The 20686-nt window shown below is 65.0% G+C and carries 14 protein-coding genes; 6 read left to right on the top strand and 8 right to left on the bottom strand.

Translation table 11 applies throughout. From position 1 onward, the window contains the following. Window positions 1-78: 78 nt before the first annotated feature. The 7 genes from RF638_RS13980 to RF638_RS14010 form a co-directional block, all read right to left on the bottom strand. A complete protein-coding gene (locus RF638_RS13980; RefSeq protein ID WP_368842273.1) occupies window positions 79-2577 on the bottom strand; it encodes a heavy metal translocating P-type ATPase in 2499 nt (832 codons plus the stop codon). Next, window positions 2570-2779 (bottom strand): heavy-metal-associated domain-containing protein, encoded by a 210-nt coding sequence (locus tag RF638_RS13985; RefSeq protein ID WP_095798696.1) that lies wholly within the window; start codon window positions 2777-2779, stop codon window positions 2570-2572. The genes RF638_RS13980 and RF638_RS13985 overlap by 8 nt, the downstream gene beginning before the upstream one ends. A gap of 30 nt (window positions 2780-2809) precedes the next feature. After that, window positions 2810-3127 (bottom strand): metal-sensitive transcriptional regulator, encoded by a 318-nt coding sequence (locus tag RF638_RS13990; protein ID WP_259914507.1) that lies wholly within the window; start codon window positions 3125-3127, stop codon window positions 2810-2812. A gap of 130 nt (window positions 3128-3257) precedes the next feature. Further along, window positions 3258-5048 (bottom strand): FtsX-like permease family protein, encoded by a 1791-nt coding sequence (locus RF638_RS13995; RefSeq protein WP_259914509.1) that lies wholly within the window; start codon window positions 5046-5048, stop codon window positions 3258-3260. A 50-nt stretch (window positions 5049-5098) separates the two neighbouring features. Beyond that, on the bottom strand, window positions 5099-5854 hold the full coding sequence (locus RF638_RS14000) for an ABC transporter ATP-binding protein (protein ID WP_259914535.1): 756 nt from the start codon (window positions 5852-5854) through the stop codon (window positions 5099-5101). Between the two features lie 118 nt (window positions 5855-5972). Beyond that, window positions 5973-6638 carry a response regulator transcription factor gene (locus tag RF638_RS14005; protein WP_095798692.1) on the bottom strand — a complete coding sequence of 222 codons (666 nt, stop codon included), beginning with the start codon at window positions 6636-6638 and terminating at the stop codon, window positions 5973-5975. Then, the gene (locus RF638_RS14010) at window positions 6635-7855 is read right to left on the bottom strand and encodes a sensor histidine kinase (RefSeq protein WP_368842276.1); all 1221 of its coding nucleotides are present in this window, start codon (window positions 7853-7855) and stop codon (window positions 6635-6637) included. Before RF638_RS14010 ends, RF638_RS14005 begins: the two co-directional genes overlap by 4 nt. Before the next feature lie 99 nt (window positions 7856-7954). On the opposite strand from RF638_RS14010, the gene RF638_RS14015 reads away from it, so the two are divergent. From RF638_RS14015 to RF638_RS14030, 4 genes are all read left to right on the top strand, one after another. Then, window positions 7955-9955 carry a glycoside hydrolase family 15 protein gene (locus tag RF638_RS14015; RefSeq protein WP_259914544.1) on the top strand — a complete coding sequence of 667 codons (2001 nt, stop codon included), beginning with the start codon at window positions 7955-7957 and terminating at the stop codon, window positions 9953-9955. Between the two features lie 14 nt (window positions 9956-9969). Beyond that, the gene (locus RF638_RS14020) at window positions 9970-10680 is read left to right on the top strand and encodes an AzlC family ABC transporter permease (RefSeq protein WP_259914667.1); all 711 of its coding nucleotides are present in this window, start codon (window positions 9970-9972) and stop codon (window positions 10678-10680) included. Next, window positions 10677-10991, top strand: coding sequence for an AzlD domain-containing protein (locus RF638_RS14025; protein WP_095798688.1), 315 nt, complete (start codon window positions 10677-10679; stop codon window positions 10989-10991). Before RF638_RS14020 ends, RF638_RS14025 begins: the two co-directional genes overlap by 4 nt. Window positions 10992-11478: 487 nt before the next feature. Beyond that, window positions 11479-15093: a proline dehydrogenase family protein gene (locus tag RF638_RS14030; RefSeq protein WP_368842274.1), complete on the top strand. Its 3615-nt coding sequence runs from the start codon at window positions 11479-11481 to the stop codon at window positions 15091-15093. A 174-nt stretch (window positions 15094-15267) separates the two neighbouring features. Here RF638_RS14030 and RF638_RS14035 read toward each other — a convergent pair whose 3' ends face one another. After that, window positions 15268-16356, bottom strand: a complete 1089-nt coding sequence (locus tag RF638_RS14035; RefSeq protein WP_259914563.1) for a hypothetical protein — start codon at window positions 16354-16356, stop codon at window positions 15268-15270. Between the two features lie 177 nt (window positions 16357-16533). Here RF638_RS14035 and RF638_RS14040 point away from each other — a divergent pair, with 177 nt between their 5' ends. Together RF638_RS14040 and RF638_RS14045 are read left to right on the top strand one after the other, a co-directional pair. After that, window positions 16534-17757, top strand: a complete 1224-nt coding sequence (locus RF638_RS14040) for an MFS transporter (RefSeq protein ID WP_259914566.1) — start codon at window positions 16534-16536, stop codon at window positions 17755-17757. A gap of 27 nt (window positions 17758-17784) precedes the next feature. Beyond that, entirely contained in the window at window positions 17785-19539 is a 1755-nt protein-coding gene (locus RF638_RS14045) for an ABC-ATPase domain-containing protein (protein WP_259914569.1), read from the top strand. Window positions 19540-20686 lie beyond the last annotated feature (1147 nt).

The raw sequence follows: 20686 nt of genomic DNA on the forward strand, positions 1-20686 counted from the left end.
CACACCTGAATACAGACGAACGCCCCGGACTGTGAATCACAGTCCAGGGCGTTCTTCTGCGCTATCGATCAGTATGAGCTAACGCCCGAACCGCTTCAACCGCAGGGAGTTCAGCACCACGAACACGGAGCTGAAGGCCATGGCGGCACCGGCGATCATGGGGTTCAGGAAGCCCAGCGCAGCCACCGGGATGGCCACCACGTTGTAGGCGAAGGCCCAGAACAGGTTGGACTTGATGATCCCCAGGGTCTTCCGGGACAGCTTGATCGCGGTGGGGATAGCGGTCAGTTCGCTGCGGACCACGGTGATGTCCGCGGCCTGCATGGCGGCATCCGTACCGGAACCCATGGCGATGCCCAGGTCCGCCTGGGTGAGGGCCGGAGCGTCATTGACGCCGTCGCCCACCATGGCCACCACGCGACCCTGCTTTTGCAGGTCGGTCACGGCCTGAACCTTGCCGTCCGGGGTGACATCCGCGATGACATCCTCCGGGGCGATGCCCACCTGTTCCGCCACGGAACGTGCCACGGCGGAGTGGTCACCGGTCAGCAAGACCGGGCGCAGACCCAGTTCCTTGAGCTGTGCAATTGCCTGAGCGGACTCTTCTTTGATGGTGTCCTGCAGGTCGATCAGGCCGGCCAGGTTGCCGTCCACGGCCACCAGGATGGTGGTGAAACCGTCCGCGCGTGCGTGCTCGAGGGCCTCACGATCGGTCTCCGACAGGCGCACACCGTTCTTGGCCAGCCACTGTTCGCGCCCCACCACCACGGAGCGAGATTGCATGCCGTCAGCGACATACGCCTTCACGCCACCCCCGGGCGCGGACTCGAAACGAGCCACCTGGAAGCGCTGCGACGAGGCATCCGCAATGGCCCGAGCGATCAGGTGCTCCGAGTAGTCCTCCACCGCCGCGGCGAAGTCCAGAACCTGGTCCTTGGACCACTGGGACACCGAGTTCACGGCCGTCACGGCCAGCTCACCGCGGGTCACGGTGCCGGTCTTGTCCAGCAGGATGGTGTCCACGTTGCGGGAGTCCTCGAGTACCTCGGCAGACGTGATGAGGATGCCCATCTGAGCGCCACGACCCGTACCGGTCAGCAGGGCGGTGGGAGTTGCCAGACCAAGCGCACACGGGCACGCGATCACCAACACGGAGACCGCAGCCACGAAGGCCTGATCCACGTTGCCGGTCACGAGCAGCCAGAACACCAGGGTCAGCAGGGCAATGCCGATGACCACGGGGACGAACACGGACGAGATCTTGTCTGCCAGGCGCGCCACGGGGGCCTTGGTCGCCTGCGCGCGAGCGACGGTACGACCCATGGATGCGAGCACGGTATCGGATCCCACGCGAGTGGCTTCCGCGACCAGACGTCCCGTGGTGTTCACGGTGGCGCCGGTCAACTCGTCAGCCGGGCCGACCTCCACGGGGATAGATTCCCCGGTCAGCATGGACGCGTCCACGGCGGATTCGCCGGTCACAACCACGGAATCCGTGGCGATCTTCTCACCCGGTCGCACCACGAAGCGGTCGCCCACCTTCAGCTGGTCCACGGGGACGGAGCGTTCGGTTCCGTCCTCGTTGAGCACGGTCGCCTGTTGGGCGCCCAGGTTCAGTAGCGCCTTGAGCGCCTCACCGGAGCGAGCCTTCGCGCGGGCCTCGAGCCAGCGGCCAAGCAACAGGAACGTGGTGATGATGGCCGCGGATTCGAAGTACAGCTGGTGGCTGGACATGTCCATGGCCTGACCGGGGTGCGCGTGCGCGGTCATCCCCGGGTCCACGAGCAAGTGCCACAGCGAGAACAGATAGGCGGCGGCCACACCCATCGACACCAGGGTGTCCATGGTGGAGGAGAAATGCCGTGCGTTGATGGCAGTGGCCTTGTGGAACGGCCACGCACTCCACGTCACGACCGGCAGCGTCAACGCGGCGGCCACCCAGCCCCAGTGCGGGAACTGCGCACCCGGAATCATCGAAATGATGAACACTGGAACGGAGAAGATCGCGGCCACGAGCAGCCGGGTGCCCAGGTCCCGGCGGCGCTTGTCCGCGGGGGACATATCGGCGGCCGGGTCTGTGGAATCGGTGCTGCGTTCCAGCTCCCGTTCTACGGGGGCCGACGACGCCGCTCGCTCACCTTCCGCGGCGGGCGTCCCGGAAGCCTCGGAGGCACCGGATGTTCCGGAGTGCGTGGCGGTCGTTGAACCCGCCTGTGCAGTTCGCTCGCCGCGGCTGGAACTGGAGGCAGCGGCGTCGTCGTCCGCATGGTCCGCATGACGAGACTCGTCGCGACTCGATGCGGGTGCGGCGGCCCCGCCCGTGATTTCCGCGCCGTAACCGGCCTTCTTGATCGTCTCTACAATTTGGTCGTCCGAAACGCTCTCCGGAACCTTGACGGACGCGGACTCGAGGGCCAGGTTGACCGCGGGATCCACGCCGTCGATCTTGCGCAGCTTGCGCTCGATGCGGCCCACGCACGAGGCGCAGGTCATCCCGCTGATCTGGAGGTCCAGATCACGCAGCGGTCCGTGGACCTGGGTGTCCGTGACGGGGGATTGAGTGGATTGATTAGACAACTGTGTAACCGGCTTCTTCGACGGCCGCGGCGATCTCCTCGGAGCTCAGCTCGCGGGTGCTTTCAATGGTCACGGGCGATTCGCCGCCGGCGTTGAGGTCCACCGAGACGGACTGCACGCCGTCGACCTCGGCGAGCTCTTCCTTGACGGAGGAAACGCAGTGGCCGCAGGTCATGCCGGAGACGGTGACGGTGGTGTTCATGGGGAGACTCCTTAGTCCTAGGGGGTTGGGTTAGCTCTTGACCAGGCGGGCGATGGCGGCGTTGGCCTCCGCGAGCTTGGTGTCCATCTCGGTCGTATCACCGGTGTCATGGGCGTGCTCCACCGCGTGGCGCACACAGTGACCCAGGTGTTCCTCCATGAGCCCCAGGCTCACTGACTTGAGGGCGGACTGGATGGCAGATATTTGGGTGAGCACGTCAATGCAGTAGGTATCCTCATCGATCATGCGCTGGATACCGCGCACCTGACCCTCGATACGCTTGAGGCGCCGGCTGTACGCGGCCTTGTCCTGGGTGTAACCGTGAGTGGCTGATTGTTCGGTGCTCATGGCTTCAACATATACCCCATGGGGGTATAAATCAACATCTGAAAGAGCCCGCCCCGCAGTGCGCGGGACGGGCTCCGGATGATCCACGCTTTACTGCTGCGGATGAGCCAAGAAAGTGTGTCTCGGGGCCTCACTCCGACCGAGGCGTAGTGCTGCGAGTTCTGGCAATGACAAAGGTGATGGGGGCCATGATCAGCAGGGGCAGAATTAGAACCACGACGCTCAGGAGACCGAAGGTCGACACGTCAAGGGCGGGGATCGCCCATCCCAACAGGCCCAGATTCGAACCGAGGATGGCCGGAATGCTCGCCACGGTCCCGATCAGCCACGCCACCACCCCCGTGATCGCGGCTTCGACCAAGCCCATTCGGAGCAACAGCCGACGGGTGGCACCCACCCGGTGCAGCATGGCGAACTCTCCGCGGCGCCGAGACGTAATCATGAGGAGAGTGTTGGCTGCGGCGATGACGAAAAAGCTCAGCAGCGTGAGAAGAAGAACTTGTGACAGGCGTTGTGCGCCGTTCTCGTCAGGCGCATGTGCTGCATACTCGGCGGGTGTGAGCGCGCCGGTGTCCGCGGCGACCGCCGTCTCATCACCCTGACTTGCGCGCAACAAAACCGCATCGCGGTCTGGTGCGAGGTTCTGAGAGTCAACCGTCGCTGGCCCAATAATGTAGTCACCGAAACCGAGACCGCGATCGAATACCGCCACGACTGTCGCCGTGGTGTCTACTTCTCCGTACCGGATCTCCACCTCGGATCCGATGCCACCGGTCTCCAAGGTTGCGTCCTGGCTGATGGCCACGGTGTCCGGCTGATCGAGATCGGCCAGGGTCCCGGATGTAACCCCCGGGTCACTGAGTTCACTGGTCAGGTGCACCGTTGTTGGCTCCCATGTCAAGGACTCCAGGATGGGTGGTTCGTCCTGGTCAACCTTGACGTGAGCGGGTACGGACCTGATGGACGACACCGCCGTTACGCCCGGGGTTCGGCTGAATGCAGTCGGATCCGCTTCACCGGGAAGGATCAGGGTCCCTTCAAGTCCTTCCACCAGCTGTCTTTCCGCCGCGCGCTCGATGGTGAGATTCAACGACGTCTGGACCGTTCCCGCGGCTAATACCAAGGCCAAAGGCAGCATGGCGCTGGTCAACCGCCGGGAGAATCCTTTGGTGTTGGCCACGGCAAGTTGCGTGGCGGGGGTGTTTCCGGTTGGTAATCGTCCGAAACTCCAACTCACTAGCGCGGGACCGGCCAGGGCCGCGGCTCCCACCAGGAGAAACGCCGATGTTGCCGCGCTGGCCCCACCGAGTGTGCCCGAGACGAACAAGGGGCTGAGCGCGGATCCGAGACCCGACACGGCCATGACGACCGCAGCGATCCCACGCCATCTGCCGAGCGCGCGGGATTCGGCACCGCCCTGTTTGACGGCTTGGGACGGCTGAGAAGCCAGGATCTTCCTGGTGGCGAGTGCGGCGGCAAGTCCCGCCGCGGGAACCATGGTGATCAGAGCCCCTGCCAGGGGTAACACCCCGAACGCCAGGCCACCTCCGGCCGGCAACAAACCGGAAGCTGTGAGAAGTGGTTGCAGGAAAACGGACCCGGTCATGCCGAGAACGGCCCCCACCGGAATGGCAATCAATGCCACCACCAGGACCTCCGCGGCCACGATTTCTCTGACCTGGCGCCGGGTGGCACCGACCGCTCGAAGTAACGAGAAATCCCGTTGCCGTCCGCGAAGGGCAAGCCCTACCGTCGATGTCACCACGAGTATTGCGGCCAGCAACACCGTGCCACCGAAGGAACCGGCCAAGGCCGTCAACATTCCGGTCTCATCCTGCCCGGTGAGCCCGGTTTGAATTAGTACGCCTGAGATAGCGACCAGGGCCGCCGCCAGGGCAATCGCAACGGTGGTGCCAACCATGGCGCCACGATGCGCCCAGGCGCCAGTCAGTATGAGCTGTCGCATGATGCTCACGCCCCCAATGCCAATACTCGTGCGCCGACTTTTTCGACGGTGGGCGCGTCCAAGGCACCAACCACCAGGCCATCGGCCAGGAAGAGCACGCGGTCGGTGACCGCAGCCACCCGTGGATCGTGGGTCACGATCACCACGGTTTGGCGCAGCTGGGTGGCCGTGCGGCGGAACGTGTCCAGGATGTCGTGTGCTGTCCGTGAGTCGAGGGCGCCGGTGGGCTCATCGGCGTAGACCACCGTGGGACGAGTGGCCAGCGCGCGGGCAATGGCAACGCGTTGGGCCTGCCCGCCCGACAACTCTCCGGGCCGGCGGGATTCGAGCCCACTCAAGCCCACGGCATCCATCAACTCGTCCCGCCAAACGGGATCGAGCGTGCGTCCACCAAGAACCAATGGGAGGGCGATGTTCGCGGCGACGTCCAGATGGCCGATCAAGTTGTAGTCCTGAAAAACGAAACCGATGTGATCGCGCCTGAAACGGGTGAGCGAATCCGCGGACATGTTGCTGATGTCATGGTGGCCGATGGTGATTCGCCCACGGCTCGGCGATTCCAAGCCGGCTGCGCACTGCAACAGCGTGGACTTACCGGAACCGGAAGGGCCCATGATCGCGGTGAATGATCCGGGGGCCAGAGTGAACGAGACCCCACGCAGTGCCCAGACCTTCACCGGACCCGTGGGGTAGAACTTGTGAATGTCGGTGATTTGTACTGCGGCCCGCGTTTCGACACGGGTTTCTGGGAATGTCCTCATGCCCTCAACGCTAGGGATCGGACGGTCAGCGGGACTAGCTGCTCGAGACCCCATGTGGAACTTGCATCGTTCGATGCAATCGACGGTCCCAACGTTCTGTTGACCACGGGGCATCGGGTCAGCCGGGGATCTCGACCACCCGGTTGCGGTAGGCCCATACGGCTGCCTGGAGCCTGGATTGCACGCCCAATTTGGGCATCATCCGAGCAAGATGTGACTTCACCGTGGAGACCTCGAGGAATAACTCCCCGGCAATGTCCTCGTTGGAGAGTCCTTGTGCGAGAAGCAGCAGGATGTCGAGTTCTCGAGGAGTGAGAATGTCGGGCACTCGCCCCGAGGCAATGGGTCCGGAACCTCGCCGCACCACCACCTCGCGCAACACTCGTCTGGTCAGCGACTGGTCAATGGTTCCCTCGCCCGCGGCGACCGCCCGCAGACCGGCCATCAGATCTTCCGGTTCTGCGTCTTTCAGCATGAACCCGGAGGCACCCGCTTCCAACGCTCCGAACAGATATTCATCCACGTCGAAGGTTGTCAGTATCAGAACCGGGATCGGTTCGGAGACCTCTGGCCCGCACAGTCTCAGAGTTGCTGCGATACCGTCCAGTCCCGGCATCCGGATGTCCATGCAGACCACGTCCGGTCGAAGTTGCTGTGCCACCGTCACGGCTGCCAACCCGTCACTGACCGCCGCGACCACGTCGAAATCCGGTTCGGCCGCCAGCAATGTCACCAATCCGGCGCGCACCATGGCTTGGTCGTCGGCGACCACCACCCGGATCATGCTGCCTCCTGCGTCGCAGCATCCTGGCGGGGGACGCGTAAGCGGACGCTCCACCCACCGGAGGCTGTGGGTCCGTAGTCCAGCCGTGAGCTGGTCAGGTCGGCACGCTCGCGCATGCCCACCAGGCCGAAGCCGACGGCGCTATCCAGTTCAGTTCCGCGCTCGCCAGGGCTGTTGGTGACTTCCACGGTGAGTTGCGAGGGGTCCGTGTCGTCGATGATCACGGTGCATTGAGTACCCGGTGCGTGCCGAGCCGCATTGGCAAGTGATTCCTGGACCATCCTGTAAGCCGCCAATTGGGCGAGGGGCCCGATTCCTGCACCGAGTTCATCGCCCCTGTTGAGCACGTCGGTCGAGACGTCGATCCCGGCGGACCGGACATCGTGGACCAGTTCACCAATATTTGCCAGTGACTCCGGGCGCATGCTTGCAGCGGACGGTTCCGCCACTGGCCCCTCGTCCCGGAGGAGACCTACGAGTGAGCGCAGATCTTTGAGAACCCCGGTGCACTCTTGTCGCACCTGATGAACCGCGCGTTTGGCAGCGGCGGGGTCTGTGTCGATTTGCGTGCCGATCGCGGCCGTCATCACCGCTATACCGGACAGGTGGTGCGCTGCGATGTCGTGCAGTTCCCGAGCCATGGCGGTGCGCTCGTGAGCTACCGCCGCCTGAATCCGAGCCTCCAGCTCACCGGCGCGGGCACGAAGTTGTTCTTGCTGCGCGGCGACTAATTCGTGTCGACCCCTGAGCCACAGCCCGATTGCCAGCGGTAAGCCCACCACACCCAGGCCCTGGACCAACCCGCTTCCGGCGGGTTCACCGGAGAGCAGGGTGCCGACCCCCACCAGTACGGCAGCGGCCAACGGGGCCGGCCACGCGCCCCCATACTCAGCCCGGAGACCCCAGGAGAAGGCCGCCACGACGACCGCCACCGACAGCACACCCACCGAATCTCCCAGGCCGACGACGCCGCCGACGAGGGTCATTGCGGCGGTGGCCACGAGTATTGCGGAAGGGTGCGTGCTGCGCCATGCAAGGGCAATTGCCTGAATCGTGAGGAGCGCCAGGCCGGCCCACCATGCAAGATGATTCGGCCCGGGAGAATCGAAAGCGGCCTCGGGATCGACATTCATGAGAAGGGGCGCACTCCACAGTCCGAGCACACCCAACACCCAGGAACCCAGCGGAGTCAGCCATCGCCGACGCGACTTCGTCATTGTCGACACATCGTCAATCTACTCTCGTAGTTTGTGAACTGACCTGCCCTTGTGCGCCCGGCGGCTGAGTCCGTCCCGCGAGTATGAAATTCTTGACCCATGGCTTCATGGATCGAGGATTACGCGCTGCTGTCCAACATGCGCAGCGGCCCGTTGGTGTCCCGTACGGGTTCCGTCGACTGGTGGTGCGCCCCCCGCTTTGATTCCCCGGCGATGTTCGCATCCCTATTGGGCACGCCGGACAACGGTCGATGGCTGCTGGCCCCGGCGTGTGCGGTGGACGATGACGGCGAGGTGGACCTCGACCGCCCGGGCGTCACGGCCGTCGAGCGTTTCTATGCGGAGAACACCTTTGTGTTGCACACCGTGTGGACCACGGAGACCGGAACCGTGCGCGTCACGGACTTCATGCCTCTCTCCTCGCGCACCGCGCTGATCCGCCGGGTCGAAGGCCTGACCGGTGAGGTGGAGATCTTCCAGGACGTTCGCCTGCGCTTCAACTTCGGTGCGTCGGTGCCGTGGCTGAGCCGTTTCGACGTGGAGGAGAGCGACGAATCCGGTGAGCACACGGAAGGTGTCCTGGTGGGCATGGCCGGACCGGACGCCGTCGTCTTCCGTGGCGACCCGCTGCCCGAAGCGGACGAGGACCGTTCCAAGCGGCGGCACGCCGGTACGTTCACCGTGGCCGCCGGCCAGACCAAGGACTTCTCGCTGACTTGGTTCCCGTCCCACAGCACGCCGCCGGAAGCCCTGGATGTCAACGAAACCCTCACCGCCACCCTGAACCTGTGGCAGGAATGGTCCGCGCTCTACGACCCCGCGGCCACCGAGGCCAAGCTCGCCGAACGGGAACAGACCAAGCGCGCCCCCACGGACGCAGAACGCGCCGCGGAACTGACCGTCACCCAGGACGCGCGCGAGGACATCATCCGCCGCAGCCTGTTGGTGGTGCGCGGCCTGATGCACCAGGCCACCGGCGGCCTGATCGCCGCGGACACCACGTCGCTGCCCGAGGTGCTGGGCGGTGACCGCACGTGGGATCACCGCTTGTCGTGGCCCCGTGACGCCGCGCTCGCGCTCGAAATCATGCTTGACCACGGCCACGATCGAGAGGCGGCCCAGCTGCGCAACTGGTTGCTGCGCGCCGTCGCCGGGGACGTGGACCACCCCTCCAACGTCTATGGACTCGATGGTTCCGTGGTGGGCCGCGAACGGCTCGTTGACCTGCCCGGTTACGAGCGCGCTCGGCCGGTGCGCGAGGGCAACACCGCCGGTTCGCAGTATCAGGCGGACGTCGCCGGTCACGTGCTGGTGGTCTTCGAACGCCTCCGACGCCGCGGGGTCCAGGAGGATCACCTGTCCTGGCCGTTGCAGCAGGGCCTGTTGCGCGCCGTGGTGGCCAATTACGAGGACAAGGACCAGGGCGTGTGGGAGATGCGCGGCGAGCCGCAGCACTACACCTACACGCGAGTGATGATGTGGGCCGCGCTGCAGGCCGGTGTGGACGCCGTGCGGATTCACGGCCTGCCCGGTGATGTGGAGACCTGGGAGGAACACCGCGATCAGCTGGCCCACGAGATCTGGACCAACGGCTATGACCCGGAGGTCGGCTCGTTCGTGCAGTACTACGGTTCCACCGCGGTGGACGCTTCGCTGCTGCAGCTGCCCAAGGTCGGTTTCGTCGCATATGACGATGAGCGCATGTTGGGCACCGTGGCCCGGATCCAGAAGGAACTCACAGACCGTTCCGGCCTGCTGCACCGCTACCGCAACCTGCCGCAGCTCACGGACCTGGACGATGTCGAGGCGTTCGCGTCCTCGATCGGTCAGGACGGTTTCGCGGGTCAGGCGGCGCCCTCGATCTCGGCAACGCTGCAGCTCGCGGACCAGCTGGCCCGCTGTGATCGCGTGGAGGAGGCCGTGAAACTCTTGGATACCGTGCTCGGAGCCGCCAACGAACTGGGACTGCTACCCACCACGTTCTCGACCTCGGAACGCCGTGCCACGGGCAACTTCCCTCAGTCCGAGGCGCACCTGAATCTGATCCGCGTGCTCGCCACCCTGGAAGTCATGCAGGGCAGGAGCTCCGCGCAATCGTGAGTGGATCTTCTGCAATGGCTGCGGACTCGGAGTCGGTCATCCCGTGGCGATCGTCGCCCGCCGTGCGCGTGGGATTGTCCCTGGGCATCGCCACGGGTCTGTACGGCATCTCCTTCGGTGCGCTCTCGATCGCGGCGGGGCTGACGTTCTGGCAGACGCAAGCGTTGTCCGCGCTGATGTTCACGGGTGGGTCGCAGTTCGCGTTCATCGGTGTGCTCTCCGGCGGCGGTGGGGGAGCGGCCGCATTGGGCGCGGCCTCGCTGCTGGGCGTGCGCAACACCGTGTACGGCATGACCATGAACGCGCTGCTGCGCCCGCAGGCCTGGCGCAAGCTGATCGCCGCCCAGGTCACCATCGACGAGTCCAATGCCGCGGCCTCCGCGCAGCCCACCTTCTTGGAGCGCAAGCGCGGCTTCTGGGTGGCCGGCGTGAGTGTTTTCCTGTTGTGGAATCTGTTCACCGCGGTCGGTGCACTGCTGGGTGACGCTGTGGGTGACCCCGGTCAGTGGGGTCTCGACGGTGCCGCCGTGGCCGCCTTCCTGGGTCTGCTCTGGCCGCGGTTGCGTGAACGCGAACCGCTGGCCGTCGCCGTGGTGTGCGGGGTGGTCACCGCCATCTGCATCCCGCTGGTCCCCTCGGGCATCCCGGTGCTGGTCGCCGCGGTGGTCGCACTGGCCTGGGGTCTGATCGGCGCGCGGTCCGCACGGAAGAAGGCCCGCTCATGAGCATGTGGTTCTGGGTGCTCACCGCGGCCGCCATCGCGTACGTCACCAAGCTCGTGGGGTACTTGGTTCCCGACGCCGTTCTGGACCACCCGCTCGTCCCTCGCCTGGCCGGGCTGGTCACCGCGGGTCTGCTCGCGTCACTCGTGGTGATGAACACCTTTGCCAGCGGAACCGCACTGGTCCTCGACGCCCGCGTGGGGGCGTTGATCGTGGCCGGGGTAGCCCTATGGTTGCGCGCCCCGTTCCTCGCGGTGGTGATCCTTGGAGCCCTGACCGCGGCACTGTTGCGGTGGGCAGGTTGGGCGGCGTGAGCGTCGGCGAGAATTGAGCACCTCGAGATCTGAGCCACTTTGAGGCCAGTACATAGATCACAGACACTCTTAAGCCACTGGCGCGGACGATCTATGGCTTGGGCGTGACTCAGAATTGGGCACTGGCGTGAAAATGCCTCCCGCCAGACCGTGCGGGTGCATTTCCCGCCCCTGAGACTGCATGGGGTTCGGTTCGTGGATTTCGATGGACCGCAGGCAGTCAGATCGGGTCTGCAAGGAACGAGGCGTGAGGTTGAGCGGGGCGGGGCTGACCGAGTACGCGTAAGCGGCGGCGTCGGCACCTGAAAATTGACCGCGGAAGGCGACTAATATGTTACTTTTCGTCATTCTGTGATCCTGACTACTCATTGCCCCCTAAGGCGCGATAGCGTTGGGAGACCAGCCATGCAGGGCCCGGATCACCTCGGCTGGTGGCCGAGGGAATGCCTCGGTATCTCAGCCGGGCCAAGATCCTGGAGGTGCTGCGATGACCAGCAACATCACCGTTTTGACCAATCCCCGCGAATTGGCGGATGCGTCTGTAGACCTGGTGCGCCAGTGGCTCGACCGGGCGCAGGACAACAAAAAACGTAGTTCTCAGAAGAACCCCGCCGAGGACCGCCTGGCCACCGTGCTGCAGGATCCGCACGGTCTGGAGTTCACCGTGGGCTTCGTGGACCGTGTGATCCGCACGGAAGACACCAAGGCCGCGGCCAAGGCGCTGCAGGACATCGCCAAGCTGACCCCGGAATCCATGTCCGCCGTGGACCGTGCCCAGATCAAGGCCGGCACCGCGCTCTCGGACAAGCTCTCATCCATTGTGGTTCCGGCCGCGCGTACCCGCCTCCGTCAGATGGTGGGACACATGGTGGTAGATGCCCGCCCCGGCCCCTTCGGCAAGTCCGTGAAGTCCATGAAGGAACAGGGCCACCGCCTCAACATCAACCTTTTGGGCGAAGAGGTGCTCGGCGAGCAGGAAGCCAAGAAGCACCTCAAGGACGCCGAGGATCTGCTGCACCGCCCGGACGTCGATTACGTTTCCCTCAAGGTTTCCTCCGTGGTGCCGCAGTTGTCCCACTGGGGCTTCGATCGCACAGCTGACCGCGTGGTCGAGCGTTTGCTGCCGCTGTACGAGGCCGCCGCCTCCAAGGAGACCGGCACCATGTTCATCAACCTGGACATGGAGATCTACTCGGACCTGGAACTGACCATGGAGGTCTTCCAGCGTCTGCTCGACAAGCCGCAGCTCAAAAATCTCGAGGCCGGCATCGTGGTGCAGGCTTACCTCCCGGACGCCCTGGGCGCTGTGGAGCGGCTCTCGGACTGGTCAGCTAAGCGCGTGGCCGACGGCGGTGCTCAGATCAAGGTTCGCCTGGTCAAGGGCGCCAACCTGGCCTTGGAGCGCGTGGACGCGGAGATGCACGGTTGGCCCATCGCCACCATGCCGTCCAAGCAGGCCACGGACACCAATTACAAGCGCGTGCTGAGCTGGCTGTTCACCCCGGAGCGCATGCGCGGCCTCAAGCTGGGCGTGGCCGGACACAACTTGTTCGACATCGCGTTCGCCCACCTGCTCGCGGACAAGCGCGGCGTGACGGACCGGATCGACTTCGAAATGCTCCAGGGCATGGCCACCGAGCAGAGCGAGGCCGTATCCACGGACGTCGGTCAGCTGTTGCTCTACGTTCCGGCCGTGCGCCCCACCGAGTTCGACGTCGCCGTGTCCTACCTGGTGCGCCGCCTCGAGGAGAACTCCGCGAGCGAGAACTTCATGTCCGGGATCTTCGATCTCGCTCCGGACAACCGCATCTTCAAGCGTGAAGAAAACCGATTCCGCGCCGCCCTTGAGGACGTGGGCTCGGACCCGGAGATCTTGCCTCCGAGCCGTATCCAGGACCGTTCCCAGGAGACCGTGGGCGATGAGCCCACCCAACCCCTGGACGAACCGTTCCGCAACGAGCCGGACACGGATATCTCCACCCGCGCCAATCAGGAGTGGGCCGAGAAGATTGCCGCGCACATTGCGGACAAGGAATGGTTCGAGAGCCTGGCCGTTCCCGAGGTGCTCAAGGACGTCGAGGACGACTCGACCGAGGCTGTCGAGGCCGTGAACGACGTCGTCGCGCGCGCCAAAGCTGCCGGCGAGACCTGGGCGGCCACCCCCGCCCGCGAACGCGCCGAGATCCTCAACCGCGCCGGTGACATCCTGGCGGCTCGCCGTGGGCACCTCCTGGCCGTGGCCGGTGCCGAGACCGGCAAGGTGCTCGAACAGGGCGACCCCGAAATCTCCGAGGCCGTTGACTTCTGCCGCTACTATGCACGCCGCGCCCTGGAGCTGGAATTCGTGGACGGCGGTAAGTTCACCCCGCACCACGTGACCGTGGTGACCCCGCCGTGGAACTTCCCGATTGCGATCCCCACCGGCACCACCGTGGCACCGCTGGCCACCGGTTCGGCCGTGATTCACAAGCCGTCCCCGGAGACCCGCCGCTGCTCGGCCGCCATTTGTGAGGCGTTGTGGGAGGCCGGTGTGCCCCGCGACGTGCTGCAGCTCGTGGACGCCGTGGAAGGTGACGCCGGTAAGGCACTCATCTCCCACCCGGACGTGCAGCGCGTGGTGCTGACCGGCGCGTACGAGACCGCTCAGTTGTTCGCCAAGTGGTTCCCCGAGCGCCCGCTTACCGCAGAGACCTCCGGCAAGAACTCCCTGGTGATCACCCCCAGCTCGGACCGCGACCAGGCCGTGTGGGACTTGGTGTCCAGCGCATTCGGTCACGCGGGCCAGAAGTGCTCGGCGGCTTCGCTGGGCATCCTGGTGGGCTCGGTCGCTACGTCGGATCGCTTCCGCCGTCAGCTCATCGACGCCGCGTCTTCCATGGTGGTTGCATGGCCCGATGACCTGCAGGCGTCCGTGGGCCCCACCGTGGAGAAGCCCGAGGGTAAGTTGCTCAAGGCACTCACCGAGCTGGAGCCCGGTGAGGAATGGCTGATCGAGCCCGAGCAGCTGGACGACTCCGGCAAGTTGTGGCGTCCCGGTATCCGCACGGGTGTGAAGCCCGGTTCGTTCTTCCACCTGACCGAGTGCTTCGGCCCGGTGTTGGGCCTGATGCGCGCGGACGACCTGGATGAGGCCATTGAGCTGCAGAACGCCACGGATTACGGCCTGACCGCCGGCATCCACTCCCTGGACGCGGACGAGATCCTGCACTGGGTGGATCGTGTTCAGGCGGGCAACCTGTACGTGAACCGCGGTATCACCGGGGCGATCGTGCAGCGTCAGCCCTTCGGCGGTTGGAAGCGTTCCTCCGTGGGTCTCGGTGCCAAGGCCGGCGGCCCCAACTACCTGACGTCGCTGGGTCGCTGGTGCCGCGAAGACTTCACGTCTTCGGGTTCGGACCGCAGCGCGGCCGGCGCTTGGGTTCTGGAACCGCGCGTGCACCGCGGACTGGACGCTGTCCTGCCCCTCGTGGGTGAGGACGATCAGGTGTGGCTGCGCCGCGCCGCGATGTCCGATCAGTCCGAGTGGCAGCGCGAGTTCGGCCAGGTCAAGGACCCCACCGCCCTGGTCAGCGAGGCCAACCTGTTCCGCTACCGCCCCCGCACCGTGATCGTGCGCGCGGCGGAGGGTGCATCCCTGACCGACATCCTGCGTGTGGGTCTGGCTGCTTCCCGTTCCGGGTCCGAGGTCATCCTCAGCCCGGCGGAAGAGCTGCCGGAGCAGGTGGGCCGACTGTTCACCACGGTGCTCTCGCCGGCTTCGGACGTGGACTTTGCGCACGCGTTGGGCGCAGGTTCGCTGGGGGCGTTCGCGGAGTTGTCCGACCGGGAGATCCTCAACGACACCGCACTCAACGTGGACCACGGCGCTCGTGTCCGCGTGATCCAGCCGTGGGACGGCACCGACGATGACCTCAAACCGCTCTACGAGGTCCGCGCCGAGCACCCGGACATCGCACTGATCACGGACGACGTGGTGGGCACCGGTCGCATCGAGTTGATGTACATGCTCTCCGAGCAGGCCGTGTCCATCACCATGCACCGCTTCGGCAACCACAGCCCATCCATGGATCGGGTCGTGACGGAGATTCGGGCCAACAAGTAACCCGTTCTTTGAGGCACACTTAGATCTGAGACCGTTTCAAGCCAGTTTGACCCGTTCCGGGTGGCTTGGGGCGGTCTCAGTTCTTGGCTTAAACATTTGAGTCCGTAAAAGTGCCGTTTCGACTCAACGGATGGCACTTTTACGGACTCGAATGTTTCCGCGGATCTAACGCGCTTACAGCACCAGCGTCAGCACAAAGATGATCGCGATGATCACCAGGAACACGATGCCCCAGTTACGCAGCACGTGCTTGTCGCTGTCCCGGGTTTCCTGGCTGTTGGGGTCCCGGTCCGCGTAGCGGTCACTACCCACGCCGTAGTACAGCTCTGAGGTCGAGGGCTGGCGCGGCGGTCCCGGTTCCACAGGCGGCTGATCCGTGGGAGGTGCGCCGGCGGCGTCGTCGGTCTTGCGAGGGCCCATGGGCCAGAACCGGTCGGCATCGAAAATCTTGTCCCGCTTGGGCTGATCCTGTGCGTCCGGGCGAGGGCCGTTGATCGAATCGCGCACGGGCACGCCGGTGCCGGGGTACTCAGTGCTGCGCGGGTCCTTGTTCGGGGCGTCATTGGCGAACGGATCCGGCTCGTTATCGTCGACGAGCTCCGATTCCGGAATGCCGCTCGTGGTCACCGCCGGTCCCGAGCCACTCGACGAGTTCACGGGGTCCTGGGGCGAGGGCCTCGAGGCTGGCTCATTCACCGCCGCCGACGTCGCTCCGCCCGTTTCGTTGCCACGGTCGGCTGCCTGCCGCAGCACCTCGGTCACCCGTTCGAGCGGGCCGCGCTGATTGCGCTTGGTGGTCTGCTGCGCGACCTGCTCCGCGCGGCTGGCCACGGAACGGAGCACAGTCGAATCCTGAAGTTCCAGGTCACGAGCGGCCATGGCGAGTTCGAGCGGGGGATCGGCGGGGTCGGGCTTGGTAGCCCACTCCAGCAAGCCGGTCAGCACCGGACTGGACAGTGACTTCTTGAGCGCGGGGCGCAGGGCCTCCACCTCGGACAGTGCCACGAGTTCGCGCGGAGGAGTGGAACCATACCCGCGGGCGGCCTGATCAAGGGGGCCGCGGTCATTGAACAGTGCGGCAAGCATGGCGGCGGACGCATAGCGGTCTTCGGGCGAAGATGCTTCGGAACTCTGCGTGAGCAGTTGTCGTTGAGCCGGTGCTCCAGCATCACGCACAACCTCCAGCAATGCTGGGTCCGCACGCACGAGCCGGGCGGGCTCGCTCAAGGCGCGGGCAAGGTCCGGGTCAAGCTCTTCACTCATGTTGATCGCCTCCGTAGTCCGTTCTACGAGCCTACGTGAGGATGCCCGCGCCGTGCAGTAGCGGGCGGACCAGACCGTGACTCTGCGGGCTGCTGAACCCGTCACCGATCCACCGCGTCGTCTCGCACTCCGGACCACCCCTGTCGTGAATCAGTTAGGCCCGCTAATGTGCTGTGGGTGACACGTCCCACATCTGATGCCTCGAACCGCGCGCCGGGAGTGCTGCTGGTCGTGTTGATGGGGGCCATGGCCATTGGGCCGGTGTTCAATTACGCGTTGGGCTCGTTGAGCGCGCTGATCGTGGACGAGTACGGCATCACCGAAGGTCAGTACGGGTTCATCCTGGCGGCTGTCTACATTTCCGCCGGCGTCACGGCTACGTTCCTCGGGGTGCTCGCGGACAAGCTCACCCCGCGCTTCCAGATCGCGTTGATCTTCTCGGGCATCGTGGTGGCGTTCCTGGTGAGCGCGATGTGGCAGTCCTTTGTGGTGTTGCTGGCGGCCGCGCTGATTGCCGGTGTTGCGCAGTCCTTTTCAAATCCCGCCACTAACCGCCTGATCGCCCAGCGCACGAGCTTCACTCAACGCGGCCGCTGGATGGGCTGGAAGCAGTCCGGCGTGCAGATGGGGCTGTTGATTTCGGGGCTCACGTTTCCGTTCCTGGGCGCTGCTTTTGGCTGGCAGACTTCCGCGCTGATCGGGGCGGCGGCCTGCGTTCCCGCGTTGGTGATCGCGTGGCTGATCATCACCAAGGTCGAGCGCGACATCGCCGCCCGTCCCCTTCCGCCCGCCCCCGCCAAACCGGCGGCGCCCGGTCGCGAAAAATTGCCGACGGCGGTCTGGTTGTTCTCCCTCGTCGCTTTCCTCAACGCCGTGGGAACCCAGGGTGTCACCGTCTACTCGTCGCTGTTCGCCGTGCGCGCGCTGGACTTCCCGTTGACGGTGGCGGGAATGATCATCGGCGTGATCGGTGTGCTGGGCATCCTGAGCCGCATCGGGTGGGGCCGCGTGGCCGGCCGCATGGCGCGTCCGTCCGTACTCATCCAAATCATGAGCCTGGGCGGCGTGGTCGGACTGGCGTTCTTGATCGCAGCCGAGGCATTTCAGCAGGGCTGGTTGATGTGGTTGGGCATCGCGTTCCACGCGACCCTCCCACTGGCCGCCAACGTGATCATCAATTCGGGCACGGTGGCGACGGCGCCGGCAGCCAAGGTGGGAGCGGCGTCGGGCCTGGTGGCCACGGGCATGTACCTGGGGTTCGGCGCGGGACCGCTGATCGTGGGGCAGCTTGTGGACCTCACCGGGGGCTTTACCGCGGGCTGGATCGCTGTGGGCGTCACGTACGTAGCCAGCGTGGTGGTCGCGATCATCCTGAGCAGGCTGCAAAAGCGTTCGGAATGACTTGGCCGAGTGTGGTCCCATGGAGGCATGGGCACCCCACGCACTGACCTCGCACACGTCCTCAAGCGACTGGACGGCAACAGCTACGGCGCGTACAAACAGCTCAAGGGCGACTGGCGCGTCGGTGATTTCGATCTGCTGATCGATCGCGTGCAGTCGGACCCGTACGCGCCGCCGTCCATGGTTCGGCTTCGTGTGCCGCGGAAGGTCGCGGGCATTCCGGAGCATCTCGTTGATTCGGCGGCCAAGCGCATTGCCGCGGGTGACTTCCTCACGCGCGCTTTCGGCCGAGCCGCCCGCGTGCTCAGCCCAGACGGCGGCAAGGGCTCCGGTGGGATTTTCATGGTTCGTGTGGGTCAGGAGACCCTGCAGCGCTCGTCGGTTCTCATCGACGACGACGCCGTCGAGGTTCGCTGCGAAATCGCCCTTCCCGCCGCGGGCCGCCGCATCAAGGGGCGCGCCGCGGAACGGTTGCTGACCGAGGTGCTGCCGAGCGTCGTCGACCGCTCCCTGCTCTTCCGCAACCTGGACGCCGCGGCGATCGAACTCCATGTGCGCACCTACGTGGACGCCGAGCACGTGCGCTCGCAGCTCGCCCCGCGCGGTCTAGTGGCTTTCGTCGCCGACGGCGCCGTGCTCCCTCGCGCGTCCGGGCACCGTGACGAGCCGCTCACCACTCATGCCGTGCCGTTCGAGCCACCTGAGAATTTGCAGGTCACCCTCTCGCTCGGTGATGGCACGGAGGTTTCCGGCATGGGCATTCCAGAAGGCGTCACCGTGATCGTGGGCGGCGGCTATCACGGCAAGTCCACGCTGCTGCAAGCCCTCGAGCGCGGGGTGTACGACCACGTGCCCGGCGACGGCCGCGAGCTGGTGATCACCAGGGCGGACGCAATGGCCGTGCGTGCGGAGGACGGGCGCGCGGTCACCGATACGGACGTTTCCCCGTTCATCAACAATCTCCCCACCGGCGCGGATACGCGGCGGTTCGGCACCACGAATGCGTCGGGTTCTACATCCCAGGCCGCTTCGATCACGGAGGCCGTCGAATCCGGCGCAAAGGCGTTGCTCATGGACGAGGACACGTGCGCCACCAACCTCATGGTCCGCGATCAGCGCATGCGCGCTTTGGTACCCGGCGAGCGGGAGCCCATCACGCCGTTCGTCGACAGGGTGCAGTCGCTGTATCGGGACAAGGGCGTGTCCACGGTGCTCGTGACGGGCGGTTCCGGGGCGTTCCTGGACGTCGCGGATCTGGTCATTGCGATGGACGCCTATCGAGCCTCGGACGTCACCGACCGAGCTCGTCAGGTGTCTGCCGAATTCCCGTCGGGGGAGCAGACAAAACCCACCGGCAGTTTCGGTGAGTTGCGCGAGCACGTCCCGGCGGCGGCGTCGTCGAAGAACGACGGCGCTCGCGGCACCCAAGCGGGCGGCTCGCGTGACCGGAATCGCCGCGGTGGCGACCACGGTGGGTTCCGCGAGAAACCGGCCCGTGGGCGAGGCCTGGGCACCATCCAGCGGGGCCGGGAAGACGTGGATATAGCCGCGCTGTCGCAGCTCGTCGATGCGTCTCAGACCGAGGCCATCGCACGGTTGTTGGACCAGATCGACCGCGAGGCGGACGGACATCAGAGTCTGAATGAAATCGTGGATCGCCTCATGACTCGAGTGGAGCAAGACGGTTTGGACGTGCTCGCTCATCATCGAGGACACCCCGGGCACCTCGCGTTGCCGCGTCGACAAGAAGTGCACGCCGCCTATCACCGGCAGCGGCGGTAACTTCTGCCGTTGTCCCCACTTTTCTTCCGGGTATTGCCTGGCGGACCCCCGTGGAGGAATATGAGCGTCCGCGACGCGGTCCAGTCGAACTGGCTGGGCCTTAGGGCTTATTCGGGGGTATCTCGGTCAACAAAGGGGTCGATCGTGAAGAAGGTTAGATACGGAATTTTCCTCCTGCTGGTGCTCGTCGGAACTGTGTACGCAGTCGTGACATGGACGCCAGCCGGAGCAGTTGTTGGCTGCATCATGGCAGCCAGTGGCGTATTGGGCATGTTCGCCGTGCAAGGAGAGGAACGAAAGACAGACGAATAGGCCCTTTTCCTGTCGTCTGCCCTATTCCACGGAATCTCGGAGGTTGTCATTGGACACTCGTCAGCGATCCAATCCTCGAACGGGCTGGATCTTTCTGATCGTCTGGCTTGCTGTCTTGGTGTGCTTTCTCACCCCGATAGCGGTGTGGACGGAGGTGTCGCCGTGGGTGACCTTCAGCTGGGTCGCCATCCCATCGGTGGCTGCTGTTCTGATATTCATCGCTGCCCGGCGGAAGCGTTCTGAGTCCGGGGATTCCTACGAAATATCGTCCCGTTCCGCCAGATCTGAAGGTCGGCTTGTGGTGAGTCTGCCCATCGATGAGGTTCCAGTCGCCATTGAGCGAGTCGTCGGGAATCACCCCAGATTCTCCGTCGTCGAATTGACCAGCGAGCATGCCGAAATCCGTGGACGCATGAACTTCAAAACGTGGGGCATGACAACCCACTTGAAGTACACATCGCTAAGTCCTGACCGAACGGAAATTACGGCCACTTGCGATCCCCGGCTCGCAACGACACTCGTGGACTATGGGCAAGGTCGGAAAGACATTGGATTGCTCTTTCAAGGCATTGAGGATTTCGCAATGGAACGTGATCGCGAACCGAGACCATGAAATGCAATTTTTCATGCAACGGCCGTGGAGCGGAGTTCGTGCTGCAGCTGGAGTAAGAATGGCCGCGAAGTGAAAAATACGCAGCTTCACGTTTCCTCAGGCCCCGTCAGCTCCTTATCGGGCATTACCTCTAGTCAGCGCGGAGTAAGCCGGCTCTTCACAATCGAGGGTGTAGATCTGTCAGCGCGTCGCTCACCGGGTAGGGGTCGAGGTCTTCCGAGG

Source organism: Kocuria sp. CPCC 205235, assembly GCF_040980905.1.
Lineage (GTDB): Bacteria > Actinomycetota > Actinomycetes > Actinomycetales > Micrococcaceae > Kocuria > Kocuria carniphila.